This window comes from Mycolicibacter heraklionensis (assembly GCF_019645815.1).
Lineage (GTDB): Bacteria > Actinomycetota > Actinomycetes > Mycobacteriales > Mycobacteriaceae > Mycobacterium > Mycobacterium heraklionense.
On record NZ_CP080997.1, the window covers coordinates 1030768 to 1046018 of the forward strand.

The following is a 15251-nucleotide window of genomic DNA, read 5'->3' on the forward strand; positions in this document are numbered from 1 at the left end:
AACTGGCGTGTCGCCGGACAAACACGCACCTTCGCGCGGAGTGGGGCTCCCGCGCTAGGTGCTGAACGCTAGGTGCTGAGCCCCAGCTTGCCGGCCAGCCGTTCCACATACGCCGCCACCTCGGACTCGGAGCGGTCCGGCAACCCGAACAGGGTTTCGGTCACACCCAACTCGGCCCAGTGCGCCAGCTTCTCGGGAACCGGCTTGAAGTCCAACGCCACGATCTGGGGTGCTCCGTCGCGGCCCGCGGCCGCCCAGGTGTCCTGCAGCAGCTTGACCGGCGCGTCGATGTCGAAGTCACGCGGTGTGGTGATCCAGCCGTCGGCGCTGCGGGCGATCCACTTGAAGTTCTTCTCGGTGCCGGCCGCACCGACCAGCACCGGAACGTGCGACTGCACCGGCTTGGGCCAAGCCCAGCTCGGGCCGAAGTTCACGAACTCGCCCTCGTAGGACGCTTCCTCCTGCGTCCACAGCGCCCGCATCGCCTCCAGGTACTCCCGCAGCATGGTGCGCCGCCGTCCGGCCGGCACGCCGTGATCGGCCAGTTCATCAGTGTTCCAACCGAATCCGACACCCAGGCTCACCCGGCCGCCGGACAGATGGTCCAGTGTGGCGATTGATTTCGCCAGCGTGATCGGATCATGCTCGACCGGCAGCGCCACCGCAGTCGACAGGCGCACTCGCGAGGTCACCGCGCAGGCGGCCCCCAGACTGACCCACGGGTCCAGGGTGCGCATATAACGGTCATCGGGCAGAGACTCGTCCCCGGTGGTCGGGTGGGCGGCTTGCCGCTTCACCGGAATGTGCGTGTGCTCCGGCACATAGAACGTGGTGAAGCCGTGATCATCGGCGAGTTTGGCGGCGGCAGCCGGGTTGATTCCGCGGTCACTGGTGAACAGCACGAGCCCGTAATCCATATCCGTGATTAGAACGTGTTCCTGTTCGACGGGCAACGGGGGGGTCCGGATCGCGCGGTGTTGTCCCACCGAGTAGCCCCGCATGTGCGCTAGCGTGGATGGTCGAAGAGCGCCGCACCGCCCAGAAGCGCCCTGCCCACAAGCACAGGAGAGGTCATGACCTACTCGCCCGGGACTCCCGGCTTCCAGCCTTCTCAACCGTCAGGCTCATACGGACCACCGACCCCGTCGTTCGCCAAAGCGGGCGGCGATGCCGAGAGCAAACTGCCGCAGTATCTCCGGATCGCGGTGGTTGCGCTGGGGCTGGGTGTCTACCTGGCCAACTTCGGGCCGATCGTGACGATCACCGACGTCGACTACCCGCTGGTCCTCGGCGACGCCGGCCACACCGTTCCGCTGGCGGTGCTGGCCGCACTGCTGGCCGCGGTCAGCCTGCTGCCCAAGGCGAAGGTCTACACGGCGGTGGTCGCCGTGGTCTCGGCGTTGGGTGCCCTGCTGGCCATTTCGACCGTCGCCGATGCCAGCGGCGACTACACCATCGGTTGGGGGCTGTGGCTGATCCTGACCTTCAGCGTCCTGCAGGCCGTCGCCGCGGTCGGATCGTTGCTGCTGGAGGCCGGCGTGGTGACTGCGCCGACGCCGCGTCCGAAGTACGACCCCTACGCCCAGTACGGGCTGCCGCCGGGCGGTAACTACTACGGCCAGCAGGGCTACGGACACCAGGGTCAGCAGGCTCCGCAGCAGCCTGGTTACCCGTCGTCGTACGGCAGCTACCCGTCCGCGCCGTCCAGCGGCGGCTTCGGCGCCCAGCAGGCACCGTCGTCGGGTGCCTACTCCTCAGGCGCCCAGCAGTCGGCACCGCAGGGGCCGCCGACTCCGCCGACCGGATTCCCCTCCTACAACCCGCCGTCGTCCGGTGGTTCGGGGAGTTCATCGACCGGTGGCCACAGCGCATCCGGTTCGGACCAGAGCTCGACGGGCGGCCAGCAGTCGCAGGGCGGCTCCGCCTCGTCGGGGCCGGCGCAGCCCTAACCCGCGCCCGCGCGCCGAGTTGAACGTGCTCGCAGCGTGACATCGGTGACCGGCGGCAAACCAGGCTCGAACCCGACCCGCGACCTGGTACGGGTCGCGTTCGGCCCGTCCGTCGTGGCGTTGACGGTCATCGCAGCGGTGACGCTGCTGCAGTTGCTGATCGCCAACAGCGACATGACCGGGGCGTCGGGTGCCATCGCCAGCATGTGGCTGGGCGTGCACCAGGTGCCGATTGCAATCGGCGGCCGTGACCTGGGGGTGTTACCGCTGCTGCCGGTGCTGCTGATGGTGGCCGGCACGGCACGAACCACCGCGCAGGCCACCGCCCGTGGTGCCTCGTGGTTCGTCATCCGCTGGATCGTGGCCTCGGCTCTGGGCGGCCCGCTGTTGATCGCGGCGGTCTCGCTGGCGGTCATCCACGACGCGGCATCGGTCATCACCGAGCTGCAGACCCCGCATGCCCTGGGTGCCTTCGCGCACGTGTTCGCTGTGCACGCGATCGGCGCGGCACTGGGAGTGGGGACCAGGGTTGGCCGGCGTGCGCTGGCCGAGACGCGGCTGCCGGGCTGGCTGGCGGACTCGGTGCGGGCCGCGATCACCGGCATGCTGGCGCTGTTCGGCCTGTCCGGGGCGGTGACGGTGGTCTCGCTGGTCTGGCACTGGGGCACCATGCACGAGCTCTACGCGATCACCGATTCGCTGTTCGGCCAGCTAAGCCTGACGCTGTTGGCGGTGCTGTATGTGCCGAATGTCCTGGTCGGCGCGACGGCGATGGCGGTCGGCTCGAGCGCACACATCGGCCCCGCGCTGTTCAGCGCGTTCACCGTGCTCGGCGGCGACATCCCGGCGCTGCCGATTCTGGCTGCGGCACCCACGCCGCCGTTGGGCCCGGCCTGGGTGGCGCTGCTGATCATCGGGGCGGCTTCCGGAGTGGCCGTCGGGCAACAATGCGCCCGCCGGCCGCTACCGCTGCTTCCGGCGCTGGCCAAAGTGGCGGCGGCGGCCTTCATCGCGGCGGTGTCGATGGCCGTGCTCGGGGCCGCCGGTGGGGGACGGCTGGGCAACTTCGGTGACGTCGGGGTGGATCAGCTGACCTTCGGCCCCGCGGTGTTCGGTTGGTTCGCCGCGATCGGAGCGCTGACGGTGGTGATGATCGGCGGGGTCCGGGCTGATGCGATGGCCGGGACGCAGCGGGTGCTGCCGCCCGGCCCCGCGCGGCCCGCGGAGCCCGAAGGGGTCGCCGAACCGATCCCGGCGCCGATCGTGGACGTCGACCCCGAGGATCTCGCGTCAGCCGCGGAGCTCTTCGAACCGGACGAGCTGTTCGACGCCGACTTCGAACCGGGCTTCCAATCAGACGAGGTCACCGACGGCGGCGAGTTGAATTGGACGCCAGAACCCGAGCCGCCGCGAACGTTTCGGTCGCACGCGCCGACGCAGCCGCCGGGCCCGCTGGAAGACCCCGAAGACCTGATGTTCACCGACGACGACGGGTACGACCGCTAAATCGAGGACTTCAGTCCCTTATATATGTCGCCTGCGGCTGATCGGATGGGAAGTGCCGCCCGTCCGAACTCCAAGGGGACGACATGACCGACGTCGTGAGTACCGAGTCCGCCGGCCAGAACCTCCCGCCTGGCGTGCCGAGGCGGCGGAACCTGCACATGCTGGCCGGCGTCCGGGCCGAAAAGCTGACCGGGCTGATCCTGCCGCCGGGCCATGAGCGGGTGCTCGACGTGGCGGTCCTGATCTGGGTGGACGGCGTCGAGGCCGGCATGCAGATGATCGAGCCGTCGCCGCAGTCGGGCACCATCGGCTTGACCGACGACCTGGCGGAGTCCCTGTACGACGAGCTGGAGAGCGCGGGGTTCTGCAGCGAGTACGACGAGTTCCCGGAGTTGGACGACCCGGACTTTCAGGACCTGGCGTACGGGCGGGTCGCCAAACTCGGCAAGATGGCCCAGCCGATCGGTCACCCCGAGGTGACCTGGGACATGGTCGAGATTTGGACGGACGGCGTGGCGGCCGCACTTCGGGTCGCCCGGGACCGGGCGCAGCGGTCCGCCTGATCGTCGGGGCCGCATCGTCGCCGGAGGCCCGATCACCATTAGGCTCAGTCACCGTGCAACCGATCCACGTGGCTCCCAGCGTCCCCGCCCGGCTGGTGGTGCTGGCTTCGGGCACCGGGTCGCTGCTCGAGTCGCTGCTGGCCGCAGCGGTGGGGGACTACCCGGCCCGAGTGGTCGCCGTCGGCACCGACCGGGACTGCCGGGCGGTGGAGGTCGCCGCGGCGGCCGGGTTGCCGGTATTCACCGTCCGGATGGCTGACTATCCGAACCGGGCGGCATGGGACCTCGCGTTGACCGAGGCCACCGCGGCCCACAGTCCCGATCTGGTGGTCTCGGCGGGGTTCATGAAAATCCTGGGATCGCACTTCCTCAACCGTTTTCTGGGACGCACCATCAACACCCACCCGGCGCTGCTGCCCGCGTTCCCGGGAGCGCACGCGGTGCCCGAGGCGTTGGCCTACGGAGTCAAGGTCACCGGCTGCACCGTGCACCTGGTGGACGCCGGAACCGACACCGGTCCGGTGCTGGCCCAGGAACCGGTCGCCGTGCTCGACGGCGACGACGAAGACTCTTTGCATGAACGCATCAAGACAGTGGAGCGCAAGCTCCTGGTTGACGTGCTGGCCGCATTGGCGACCGGCGGCGTGACCTGGAACGGACGAAAGGCAACCCTGGGATGACCGACGGCAAGCGACCGATTCGTCGCGCGTTGATCAGCGTCTACGACAAGACCGGACTGGTCGACCTGGCCGCCGGCCTGCACGCCGCCGGCGTGGATATCGTCTCCACCGGATCTACCGCCAAGTCGATTGCGGCCAAGGGCATTCCGGTGACGCCGGTGGAGCAGGTGACCGGCTTCCCGGAGGTGCTCGACGGCCGAGTGAAGACGCTGCACCCCCGGGTACACGCCGGTCTGCTGGCCGACCTGCGTAAACCCGAGCACGCCGCGGCCCTGGACGAGCTGGAGATCGCGGCGTTCGAGCTGGTGGTGGTCAACTTGTACCCATTCAGCGAGACCGTGGATTCCGGTGCCGGCGTGGACGAATGCGTCGAGCAGATCGACATCGGCGGACCGTCGATGATCCGGGCGGCCGCCAAGAACCACCCCAGCGTCGCCGTGGTGGTCGATCCGCTCGGCTACGACGGTGTGCTGACCGCGGTCAACGCCGGCGGATTCACTCTGGCGGAGCGGAAACGTTTGGCGTCACTGGCATTTCGGCACACCGCCGAATACGACGTCGCGGTCGCCAGTTGGATGTCGTCGACGCTGGCGCCCGAGGAGCCCCGGCAGGCGCTGCCGGAGTGGTACGGGCGCACTTACCGCCGGGCCACGCAGCTGCGCTACGGCGAGAATCCGCACCAGCAGGCCGCTCTCTACTGTGACGGCGGTGCCTGGCCGGGCTTGGCTCAGGCCGACCAGCTGCACGGAAAAGAGATGTCCTACAACAACTTCACCGACGCGGATGCCGCTTGGCGGGCGGCATTCGATCACGAAGACACCTGCGTGGCCATCATCAAGCACGCCAACCCGTGCGGCATCGCGATCTCGTCGACCTCGGTGGCCGATGCCCACCGCAAGGCGCACGAGTGCGACCCCTTGAGTGCATTCGGCGGGGTGATCGCGGCCAACACCGAAGTCAGCGTGGAGATGGCGGAGTACGTCAGCACCATCTTCACCGAGGTGATCGTCGCGCCGGCTTACGAGCCGGGTGCCGTGGAGATCTTGTCGCGCAAGAAGAACATCCGGGTGCTGCTGGCCTCCGAGCCGCTGCGCGGCGGCACCGAATGGCGCCAGATCAGCGGTGGTCTGCTGATGCAGAGCCGCGACGGCCTCGACGCACCGGGAGACAACCCGGTGAACTGGACGCTGGCCACCGGGTCGCCGGCCGACCCGGCCACGCTGGCCGACCTGGTCTTCGCCTGGCGGGCCTGCCGCGCGGTCAAATCCAACGCGATCGTGGTCGCGGCCGACGGTGCCACCATCGGTGTGGGCATGGGGCAGGTCAACCGGGTGGACGCGGCCCGGTTGGCTGTGGAGCGCGGTGGCGAGCGGGTGGCCGGTGCGGTGGCGGCCTCCGACGCGTTCTTCCCGTTCCCCGACGGTCTGCAGACCCTGACCGCGGCCGGGGTGAAGGCGATCGTGCACCCCGGCGGCTCGGTGCGAGACGACGAGGTCACCGCGGCGGCCGCCGAGGCCGGGATCACGCTCTACCTGACCGGGGCACGGCACTTCGCGCACTAGGTGAGCTACTGCAGGGGCGAGCCGCTCGGTGTAGTTAACGACATCAACGTGGAACGGTCGCGGCGGTGGTAAGAGCTCAATCTGCGGCGGCCCGGTAGTGGCAGATCTTGAACCGGTGTCGGAGGCATGGGCGGTCCCGGTGGTGGTGCCGTCACGCCAGCCAGTTGGCGAACGCGATAACGCCCGCGACGACGGCGATACCGCCCAAAATGCCTACCGTGACAGCGCTGAGCGTCGCAGGCAAACCCATGGGCTGCGATTCCGCTTGCCATTCCGGGGAGAGAACTGACTTTTGTGGTTTTGCTGGAGGCGGCTTCAGGGGCGCGACTCCGACTGTGACGATCAGGCCGATAAGGCCGAGAAAAAAGCCTAAGCAGACGCCTTGTCCCCATCCCCGATTTTTGGAACTAGTGATAATCCCTCCACCTAGACCGCAGATCAGCGAATAGAAGATCAGCGATACCCACCAAGCCCACGGCTCCATTGCCAACTCCTTCCTTCGCGCGCAACATTAGGGCAGACCGCGAGGATTTGGCTCGCCGTTGGCTGTGCGGCTTCCAGTTGCCCGATACGGTTGTTGGACTGACTGCGCTGCAGTCTTCGATTCGGTAGATGGCGCGGTCCATGGCTGCGCTGACACGGCGGATGGTTTGGACTGAATGTAAGCCTTGACAAAAAGATTGCAGGCACTCACTATTTATCTCAACTTCGAAGTGGGGAGACGTCGTGGGCTATGACCTGATCATCCGCAACGGACTGTGGTTCGACGGCCTGGGCAACGCCCCGCAGGTCCGCACCCTGGGCATCCGCGACGGCGTCGTCGCCGACATCGTGTCGGGGGAGCTGGATGAAACCGGCTGCCCGGACGTGATCGACGCGGCCGGCAAGTGGGTGGTCCCGGGTTTCATCGACGTGCACACCCACTACGACGCCGAGGTGCTGCTGGACCCGGGGCTGCGGGAGTCGGTGCGCCACGGCGTCACCACGGTGCTGCTGGGCAACTGCTCGCTGTCGACGGTCTACGCCGAGTCCGAGGATGCCGCCGACCTCTTCAGCCGGGTGGAGGCGGTGCCGCGCAAGTTCGTCCTGGATGCGCTGCAGTCCAAAAAGACCTGGTCGACGCCCGCCGAGTACGTGCGCGCCCTCGACGAGTTGCCGCTCGGGCCCAATGTCAGTTCCATGCTTGGTCATTCGGACCTGCGGACCGCGGTGCTCGGCTTGGACCGCGCCACCACCGACGGTGTCGTCCCGACCGATGCCGAGCTGGAGAAGATGGCCACACTGCTCGACCAGGGGCTCGAGGCCGGACTGCTGGGCATGTCCGGGATGGACGCCCCCATCGACAAGCTCGACGGCGACCGGTTCCGGTCCCGGGCGCTGCCGTCGACGTTCGCCACCTGGCGTGAGCGGCGGCGGTTGATCAAGGTGCTGCGCAAGCGCGGCCGGATGCTGCAGAGCGCACCCGACGTCCGAAACCCGTTGACGGCCTTGAACTTCTTCCTGACCAGCAGCGGGATCTTCGGCCGGCGGCGCGGCGTTCGGATGAGCCTGCTGGTCTCCGCCGACGCCAAGTCGGCACCGGGCGCGGTGCGGGTCTTCGGTCCGGGTGCTCGGCTGCTCAACGCCGTACTGGGATCCAGCGTGCGGTTCCAGCACCTGCCGGTGCCGTTCGAGTTGTATTCCGACGGAATCGATCTGCCGGTCTTCGAGGAGTTCGGCGGGGGAACCGCCGCGCTGCACCTGCGCGACCAACTGGAGCGCAATGCGCTGCTGGCCGACACCGAGTACCGCCGCCGGTTCCGCAAGGCCTTCGACCGCAAGAAGCTGGGCCCGAGCTTGTGGCACCGCGACTTCCACGACGCGGTGATCGTCGAATGCCCGGACGCCAGCCTGATCGGCAAGAGCTTCGGGCAGATCGCCGAGGAGCGCGGGCTGCACCCGCTGGACGCGTTCCTCGATGTATTGGTGGACAACGGCGAACGTAACGTCCGCTGGACCACGATCGTCGCCAACCACCGGCCCAAGCAGCTGGACAAGCTGGCCAACGAGCCGGTGATCCACATGGGGTTCTCCGATGCCGGAGCACACCTGCGCAACATGGCCTTCTACAACTTCTCGCTGCGCCTGCTCAAGCGAGTCCGCGACGCCGAGGCGGCCGGGCGTCCGTTCATGAGCGTCCAGCGGGCGGTCTACCGGTTGACCTCCGAAGTCGCCGACTGGTTCGGGTTCGACGCCGGCACATTGCGCGAAGGCGACCGCGCGGACTTCGTGGTGATCGACCCGGCGGGCCTGACCGACGCCGTGGACGCCTACCACGAGGAGAAGGTGCCGTTCTATGGCGACCTGAGCCGGATGGTCAACCGCAACGACGACGCGGTGGTCGCCACCGGCGTGGGCGGCACCGTCGTGTTCCGCAACGGGCAGTTCTGCGACGGCTACGGCACCACGGTGCGCTCCGGCCGTTTCCTGCGCGCCGGATCCCGTGAGCTGCAATCGGTCTAGAACCATGGCCAGAACCCAACAGGAGCGCCGCGAGACCACCGTCGCCAGGCTGCTCGACGCCAGCATCGCCACCATCGCCGAGATCGGCTATGCCCGGGCGTCGGCCAAGGTGATCGCCGCGCGCGCCGGGGTCTCCGACGGGGCGTTGTTCCGTCACTTCGGCACCATGGGCGACTTCATGGCGGCCACCGCCCAGGAGGTGCTGCGACGTCAGCTGGAGCTGATCGGTAAGCAGGTAGCGGAGATCCCGCCCGACGGACCGGCGCTGGAGGCGATACTGACCCTGCTGCGTGATCTGACGGCAAACTCCAACAACGCGGTGGTCTACGAGCTGCTGATCGCCGCCCGCACCGACGAGAAGCTGCGGTCCACGCTGTCGGAGGTGTTGGACGAATACGGTGCCAAGATCTACGACACCGCCCGTGGATTTCCCGGTGCCGACGCATTTCCCGAGGAGCTGTTCCCCAACATCGTTGCGCTGCTTACCAACACCTTCGACGGCGCGGCGATCGTGCGGGCCGTGCTGCCGCAGCCCGAGATCGAGGCCAACCGGATTCCGCTGCTTTTGGCCCTGTTGCAGGGGCAGAGCTAGGCGCCGAGAGTCGACTCGGCGCTCGGCGCAGCGTTGGCCACGGCGTACTCGACGAAGTCGGCGATCTCGGCGACCGCCCGGCGAGCGTCGGGGTTGAAGTCGAAGGTGAGCTGGAACATGTGCAACGCGCGGTCCCACACCTGAACCCAGTTCGGCACGCCGGCGGCGGTCAACTTGTCAGCCAGCACGAAGGTGTCGTTGCGCAGCATCTCGTTGTTGCCGACCTGCAGCAGGAACGGTCCCAGCCCGCGCAGCTCCGCTTCGGGCGGCATCACCGGAAGCTCGCGGGTGCCGTTCACGGTGGCGAATACCCGGTAGATGAACATGAAGGCCATGAACGGGAAGAACGGGTCTCGGTGGGTGCGTGCGGCCTCGCGCTTGATCGCCATGTCTGACGAGGTCAGCGGTGACATGAGCACTTGGCCTGCGGGTGCCGGCAACCCGGCATCGCGAGCGGCCAGCGCGGTGTTCACCGCCATCAGTCCGCCGGCCGAATCCCCCGCCACCACAACGTGATCCGCGGTGAACCCGGCGTCCAGAACGCGGCGGTAGGCGCACAGGCCGTCGGCGACGGCCTCGTCGATCCCGGCCAGCGGCGCCAAGCGGTAGCCGACGTTGAACACCTTCGCGCCGGTGACCGCGGAGAGCTTGCTGGCAAAGCGGCGGTGCGAATTGAGGCCCAGCGTCACCAGTGCCGAGCCGTGGAAGTAGACGATCACCCGGTTTGAGTCGCGGGCGCCCGGGGCCACCACCCACTCCGCCGGGCAGTCGGTCAGCCGCTCCCGTATCACCTCGGTGCCAGGCAGCGCCCGGATGTAGCGCATCGGTTGGTCGATGAGGTCGAGGCGTGCTCGCTGCAGAGCCGCGGGCCAGAACCAGTTGACGACCATGCCGACCAGCGTCAGCACGGCGATCGAGGTGCGCAAAAAGATCGCTGCGGCCGCAGCCAGCAGCTGGGCCTGCCAGGACGCCGGGCCGAAATACGTCTGAGCCGGTCGTTCACGCCATTCCGGAAAGTTCACAGTACCCAGGGTATCGGGTATTGGGTGGCCGATAAACGCAGGACATCGTGACGGACCATCAGACCCGTCGTAGCGTGGAGTGGTGACCGCGCCGAATGCCCCGCACGATCTGCCCAAGACTCTCGGTGAGCTGCGTGCTGCCGGTCACCGGGAAAGGGGGGTCAAACAGGAGATTGCCGAGAACCTCTTGGCCCGGCTCGGCGACGGTGACGACGCCGCGGCCATCTGGCCCGGCATCTTCGGGTTCGAGGAGACCGTGCTGCCGCAACTCGAGCGCGCGCTGATCGCCGGTCACGACATCGTGCTGCTCGGCGAACGCGGCCAGGGCAAGACCCGGCTGCTGCGAGCGCTGACCGGATTGCTCGACGAGTGGACACCGGTGATCGCCGGCGCCGAGCTCGGTGAGCACCCGTATTCGCCGATCACGCCCGAGTCGATTCGACGGGCCGCCGAACTCGGCGACGACCTGCCGGTGGCGTGGCGGCACCGCAGCGAGCGCTACACCGAGAAGCTGGCCACCCCCGACACCAGCGTCGCCGACCTGGTCGGCGACATCGACCCGATCAAGGTGGCCGAGGGCCGCAGTCTGGGCGACCCCGAGACCATTGCCTACGGGCTGATCCCGCGGGCGCACCGGGGCGTCGTCGCCGTCAACGAACTGCCCGACCTGGCCGAGCGCATCCAGGTGGCGATGCTCAACGTGATGGAGGAACGCGACATCCAGGTGCGCGGCTACACGCTGCGGCTGCCGCTGGACGTGCTGGTGGTCGCCAGCGCCAACCCGGAGGACTACACCAACCGCGGCCGCATCATCACCCCGCTCAAGGACCGCTTCGGTGCCGAGATCCGCACCCACTACCCGCTGGAACTCGACGCCGAGGTGGGCGTGATCGCCCAAGAGGCGCACCTGAGCGCGCAGGTGCCCGACTATCTGCTGGCCGTGCTGGCCCGCTTCGCGCGCTACCTGCGCGAGTCCCGCTCGGTGGATCAGCGCTCCGGTGTCTCGGCGCGCTTCGCGATCGCCGCCGCGGAGACGGTGGCGGCGTCGGCCCGCCACCGCGGCGCGGTGCTGGGCGAAACCGATCCGGTGGCCCGGGTGGTGGACCTGAGCACGATCGTCGACGTGCTGCGCGGCAAGCTGGAATTCGAGTCCGGCGAGGAAGGTCGTGAACAGGCGGTGCTGGAGCACCTGCTGCGCCGGGCCACCGCCGATACCGCGGCGCGGGCGCTGGGTGGGATCGACGTGGGCCCCCTGGTGGCGGCGGTCGAAAACGCGACGGTGACGACGGGGGAGCGGATTTCCGCCAAAGCGGTGCTGGCGGCGCTGCCGGATCTGCCGGTGATCGATGCCGTCGCCCAGCGGCTGGGTGCGGAGTCCGACGGGGAACGCGCCGCGGCACTCGAGTTGGCCTTGGAAGCACTGTATTTGGCCAAGCGCATCGACAAGACGTCGGACGAGGGCGAAACCGTCTATGGCTAGACGGCACGCATCCCGGTATTCGGCCTACACCGGTGGGCCGGATCCGTTGGCGCCGCCGGTCGATCTGGCCGAGGCGCTGGAGGAGATCGGACGCGACGTCATGGAGGGGACGTCGCCGCGGCGGGCGCTGCAAGAGCTGCTGCGCAGGGGCACCAAGAACCTGACCGGGGCCGACCAGCTGGCCGCCGAGGCGCAACGGCGGCGTCGGGAATTGTTGCGCCGCAACAACTTGGACGGAACCCTGGCCGAGGTCAAAAAGCTGCTCGACGAGGCGGTGCTGGCCGAACGCAAAGAGCTGGCCCGCGCGCTCGACGATGACGCGCGCTTCGCTGAGATGCAGATCGAGGGGCTGTCGCCGTCGCCGGCCAAAGCGGTGCAGGAGCTGTCGGACTACAACTGGCGCAGTGGCGAGGCCCGGGAGTCCTACGAAAAGATCAAGGACCTGCTGGGTCGAGAAATGCTGGACCAGCGTTTCGCCGGCATGAAGCAGGCATTGGAAGGCGCCACCGACGCCGACCGGCAACGGGTCAGCGACATGCTCGACGACCTCAACGACCTGTTGGACAAGCACTCTCGCGGCGAAGACACCGCGCAGGACTTCCAACAGTTCATGGATAAGCATGGCGAGTTCTTCCCGGAGAACCCGCAGAATGTCGAGGAGTTGCTGGATTCGCTGGCCCAGCGCGCCGCGGCCGCGCAGCGCTTCCGCAACAGTCTGAGCGCCGAGCAGCGCGCCGAGCTGGATGCGTTGGCCGAGCAGGCATTCGGCTCCCCAGCACTGCAGCAGGCGCTGGGACGACTCGATGCGCATCTGCAGGCGGCCCGGCCGGGTGAGGACTGGTCCGGCTCGTCGGAGTTCTCCGGCAACAACCCCCTCGGCATGGGGGAGGGCGCCCAGGCCCTGGCCGATATCGCCGAGCTCGAGCAGCTGGCCGAGCAGCTGTCGCAGGCGTATCCGGGCGCGAGCATGGACGACGTCGACCTCGACGCGCTGGCCCGCCAACTCGGCGACCAGGCCGCCGTCGACGCGCGCACCCTGGCCGAGCTGGAACGTGCGCTGCTCAACCAAGGGTTCCTGGACCGCAGCTCCGACGGGCAGTGGCGGCTGTCGCCCAAGGCGATGCGCCGGCTCGGCGAAACCGCGCTACGCGATGTGGCGCGGCAACTTTCGGGGCGCCGCGGCGAACGCGACCACCGCCGGGCGGGGGCGGCCGGCGAGTTGACCGGGGCGACCCGGCCCTGGCAGTTCGGCGACACCGAGCCGTGGAACGTCACCCGGACCCTGACCAACACGGTGCTGCGGCAGGTCGCCGAACCGCACGAACCGGGCACCGCCGTCACCCGCGGCCGGTTGTCGATCAGCGTTGACGACGTCGAGGTCTCCGAGACCGAGACCCGTACCCAGTCCGCCGTTGCGCTGCTTGTGGACACGTCTTTCTCGATGGTGATGGACAACCGTTGGCTGCCGATGAAACGCACCGCGCTGGCGTTGAACCACCTGATCAGCACCCGGTTCCGTTCGGATGCGTTGCAGATCATCGCCTTCGGCCGCTATGCGCGCACGGTGACCGCCGCGGAGCTGACCGGTCTGGAGGGTGTCTACGAGCAGGGCACCAATCTGCACCATGCGCTGGCTTTGGCCAGCCGGCACCTGCGTCGTCACCCGAACGCCCAGCCGGTGGTGCTGGTGGTCACCGACGGGGAGCCGACCGCGCACCTGGAGGACTTCAACGGCGCAGGGGCGGGTTCTACGGTGTTTTTTGACTACCCTCCGCATCCACGAACCATCGCCCACACCGTCCGGGGCTTCGACGACGTAGCCCGGCTCGGTGCGCAGGTGACGATCTTCCGTCTCGGCGACGATCCCGGGCTGGCCCGCTTCATCGACCAGGTGGCGCGACGGGTGCAGGGCCGGGTGGTGGTGCCCGAACTCGACGGACTCGGCGCGGCGGTGGTTGGCGACTACCTGCGGTCGCGCCGCCGTTAGGTGGCGCGCCCAGCGGTCACCGGGACAGCAGCCGGCGCTTCTGCGCGGCGAACTCCTCGCCGGTCAGATAGCCGGCGTCGTGCAGTTCGCCGAGCTCGCGGATTCCGGCCGCCAGCTCCACCACCGAGGTCAGCGGGGAATGCGCCGCCGCCACCGCTGTCTGCTCTGCCGACTCCGAAGAAGACGTGCCGGATCCTGCGGACGCCGTGGCCGCAACCGCCTTCCCGGACTCCGAGCGGCGCTGGTTCATGGCGCCGGCCAAGGCGCTGCCGCCCATGCCGGCCAGGGCCATCTGGCCGAACGCCGTTCCCAGCCCAGCGGGCGTGGTGCCGGCGCTGAGCGGCGTCGAGAAACTGGCATGGCGGATCTCCGGGGCCGCCTCGGCCCAACTGATGGGCGTCGAGAGCGTCCCGAGCGGGAACGACTCGCCCATGGCGACCACCACCGCTTCGTGGGGAACTCGGAGGTTTTCGATCGACGGCAGTTCCTCGTGCACCCCCAGTTGGTCCAGAGCGTTCAAGATGCGTTGCTGGCCGGCGCGGAGCACATCCTGGGTGTCGAAGATCTCTTGGGAGTCCTGCTCCGCGAAATGCATCGCCGCGCCCGCCAGGAAGACGCCGATGATCGACAACGGCAGGGCAACGCCGACACCGAGCTCGTCGGCGATCACCCCGAGCCAGTCAAACGGCCCGGTCGGGATGTCGGCCTCCGCCGGCAAGGCCGCCAACGGCGACGAGGCGTCGGACGATCCGGGACCAGACAGCGCCGACGCCAGCCGTGACGACACCGTCTGTGCGAGGTTGCCGGCGGAGTCGCCCTGCGCGCCGCTCTGGCTCAGCGGGCCGGCGGGGTTGGCGGTCTGCGGCGGCGGTGAGAACGGCTCCAGCTCGGAGGCGGTGGTCGACAGGGCCGAGTAGCTGTACATCGCGGTGGCGTCCTGTGCCCACATTTCGCCGTACTGGGCTTCGGTGGCCGCGATCGCCGCGGCATTCTGGCCCAGCACATTGGTGGCCAACAACGTCAACAACTGGGCGCGGTTGGCCGCGATGACCGGCGGGGGCACGGTCAAGGCGAACGCGGCCTCGTAGGCGGCCACCGCCGCTTTGGCTTGCAGGGCAGTCTTTTCAGCCTGAGTCGCGGTGGTGTTCAACCACGCCACGAACGGCGTAGCCGCGGCCGTCATCGCCGCCGAAGACGGGCCGGTCCATGCCACGCTGGTCAACTCGGCGACCACCGATTCGTAACCTGCTGCCGCCGTGTGTAGTTCGGCCGCCAGTCCGCTCCAGGCAGTCGCCGCGGCCAGCATCGGCCCTGCGCCGGCGCCGAGGTACATCAGACCGGAGTTGACTTCCGGCGGCAACGCCGCGAAATTCATTGGCTGTGCACCCCGGGTGCAGCGGGACGCCGC

13 protein-coding genes are annotated in these 15251 nt (G+C 68.5%); 9 read left to right on the forward strand and 4 right to left on the reverse strand.

Annotated features, from left to right (window positions below; all coding sequences use genetic code 11):
- Positions 1–68 precede the first annotated feature (68 nt).
- On the reverse strand, positions 69–917 hold the full coding sequence (locus tag K3U94_RS04915; RefSeq protein ID WP_220695770.1) for an LLM class F420-dependent oxidoreductase: 849 nt from the start codon (positions 915–917) through the stop codon (positions 69–71).
- A gap of 156 nt (positions 918–1073) precedes the next feature.
- On the opposite strand from K3U94_RS04915, the gene K3U94_RS04920 reads away from it, so the two are divergent.
- The 5 genes from K3U94_RS04920 to purH all read left to right on the forward strand — a co-directional run bounded on the left by K3U94_RS04920 (position 1074) and on the right by purH (position 6260).
- Positions 1074–1949 (forward strand): DUF5336 domain-containing protein, encoded by an 876-nt coding sequence (locus tag K3U94_RS04920; RefSeq protein WP_220695771.1) that lies wholly within the window; start codon positions 1074–1076, stop codon positions 1947–1949.
- A gap of 45 nt (positions 1950–1994) precedes the next feature.
- Complete coding sequence (locus tag K3U94_RS04925) at positions 1995–3455, forward strand: cell division protein PerM (protein WP_220696679.1); 1461 nt, start codon at positions 1995–1997, stop codon at positions 3453–3455.
- 83 nt (positions 3456–3538) lie between these two features.
- Positions 3539–4018 carry a hypothetical protein gene (locus K3U94_RS04930; RefSeq protein ID WP_047317442.1) on the forward strand — a complete coding sequence of 160 codons (480 nt, stop codon included), beginning with the start codon at positions 3539–3541 and terminating at the stop codon, positions 4016–4018.
- Between the two features lie 53 nt (positions 4019–4071).
- On the forward strand, positions 4072–4698 hold the full coding sequence (gene purN, locus K3U94_RS04935) for a phosphoribosylglycinamide formyltransferase (protein ID WP_220695772.1): 627 nt from the start codon (positions 4072–4074) through the stop codon (positions 4696–4698).
- A complete protein-coding gene (purH, locus tag K3U94_RS04940) occupies positions 4695–6260 on the forward strand; it encodes a bifunctional phosphoribosylaminoimidazolecarboxamide formyltransferase/IMP cyclohydrolase (protein WP_220695773.1) in 1566 nt (521 codons plus the stop codon). Before purN ends, purH begins: the two co-directional genes overlap by 4 nt.
- Before the next feature lie 151 nt (positions 6261–6411).
- Here the strand turns inward: purH and K3U94_RS04945 are convergent, their stop codons facing one another.
- On the reverse strand, positions 6412–6744 hold the full coding sequence (locus K3U94_RS04945) for a hypothetical protein (RefSeq protein WP_220695774.1): 333 nt from the start codon (positions 6742–6744) through the stop codon (positions 6412–6414).
- Between the two features lie 242 nt (positions 6745–6986).
- Between K3U94_RS04945 and K3U94_RS04950 the strand changes: the two genes are divergently transcribed.
- Together K3U94_RS04950 and K3U94_RS04955 are read left to right on the forward strand one after the other, a co-directional pair.
- The gene (locus K3U94_RS04950; RefSeq protein WP_220695775.1) at positions 6987–8762 is read left to right on the forward strand and encodes an N-acyl-D-amino-acid deacylase family protein; all 1776 of its coding nucleotides are present in this window, start codon (positions 6987–6989) and stop codon (positions 8760–8762) included.
- A gap of 4 nt (positions 8763–8766) precedes the next feature.
- On the forward strand, positions 8767–9354 hold the full coding sequence (locus K3U94_RS04955; protein WP_047317438.1) for a TetR/AcrR family transcriptional regulator: 588 nt from the start codon (positions 8767–8769) through the stop codon (positions 9352–9354).
- On the opposite strand, the gene K3U94_RS04960 is transcribed toward K3U94_RS04955, so the two are convergent.
- Positions 9351–10376, reverse strand: coding sequence for an alpha/beta hydrolase (locus K3U94_RS04960; protein ID WP_220695776.1), 1026 nt, complete (start codon positions 10374–10376; stop codon positions 9351–9353). The two genes, K3U94_RS04955 and K3U94_RS04960, sit on opposite strands and share 4 nt — an antisense overlap.
- An 82-nt stretch (positions 10377–10458) precedes the next feature.
- Between K3U94_RS04960 and K3U94_RS04965 the strand changes: the two genes are divergently transcribed.
- Together K3U94_RS04965 and K3U94_RS04970 are read left to right on the forward strand one after the other, a co-directional pair.
- The gene (locus tag K3U94_RS04965) at positions 10459–11856 is read left to right on the forward strand and encodes a sigma 54-interacting transcriptional regulator (protein WP_412178172.1); all 1398 of its coding nucleotides are present in this window, start codon (positions 10459–10461) and stop codon (positions 11854–11856) included.
- Complete coding sequence (locus K3U94_RS04970; RefSeq protein WP_220695777.1) at positions 11849–13843, forward strand: vWA domain-containing protein; 1995 nt, start codon at positions 11849–11851, stop codon at positions 13841–13843. The genes K3U94_RS04965 and K3U94_RS04970 overlap by 8 nt, the downstream gene beginning before the upstream one ends.
- 16 nt (positions 13844–13859) lie before the next feature.
- Here the strand turns inward: K3U94_RS04970 and K3U94_RS24280 are convergent, their stop codons facing one another.
- Positions 13860–15218, reverse strand: coding sequence for a PPE family protein, SVP subgroup (locus K3U94_RS24280; RefSeq protein WP_220695778.1), 1359 nt, complete (start codon positions 15216–15218; stop codon positions 13860–13862).
- Between the last annotated feature and the right edge of the window lie 33 nt (positions 15219–15251).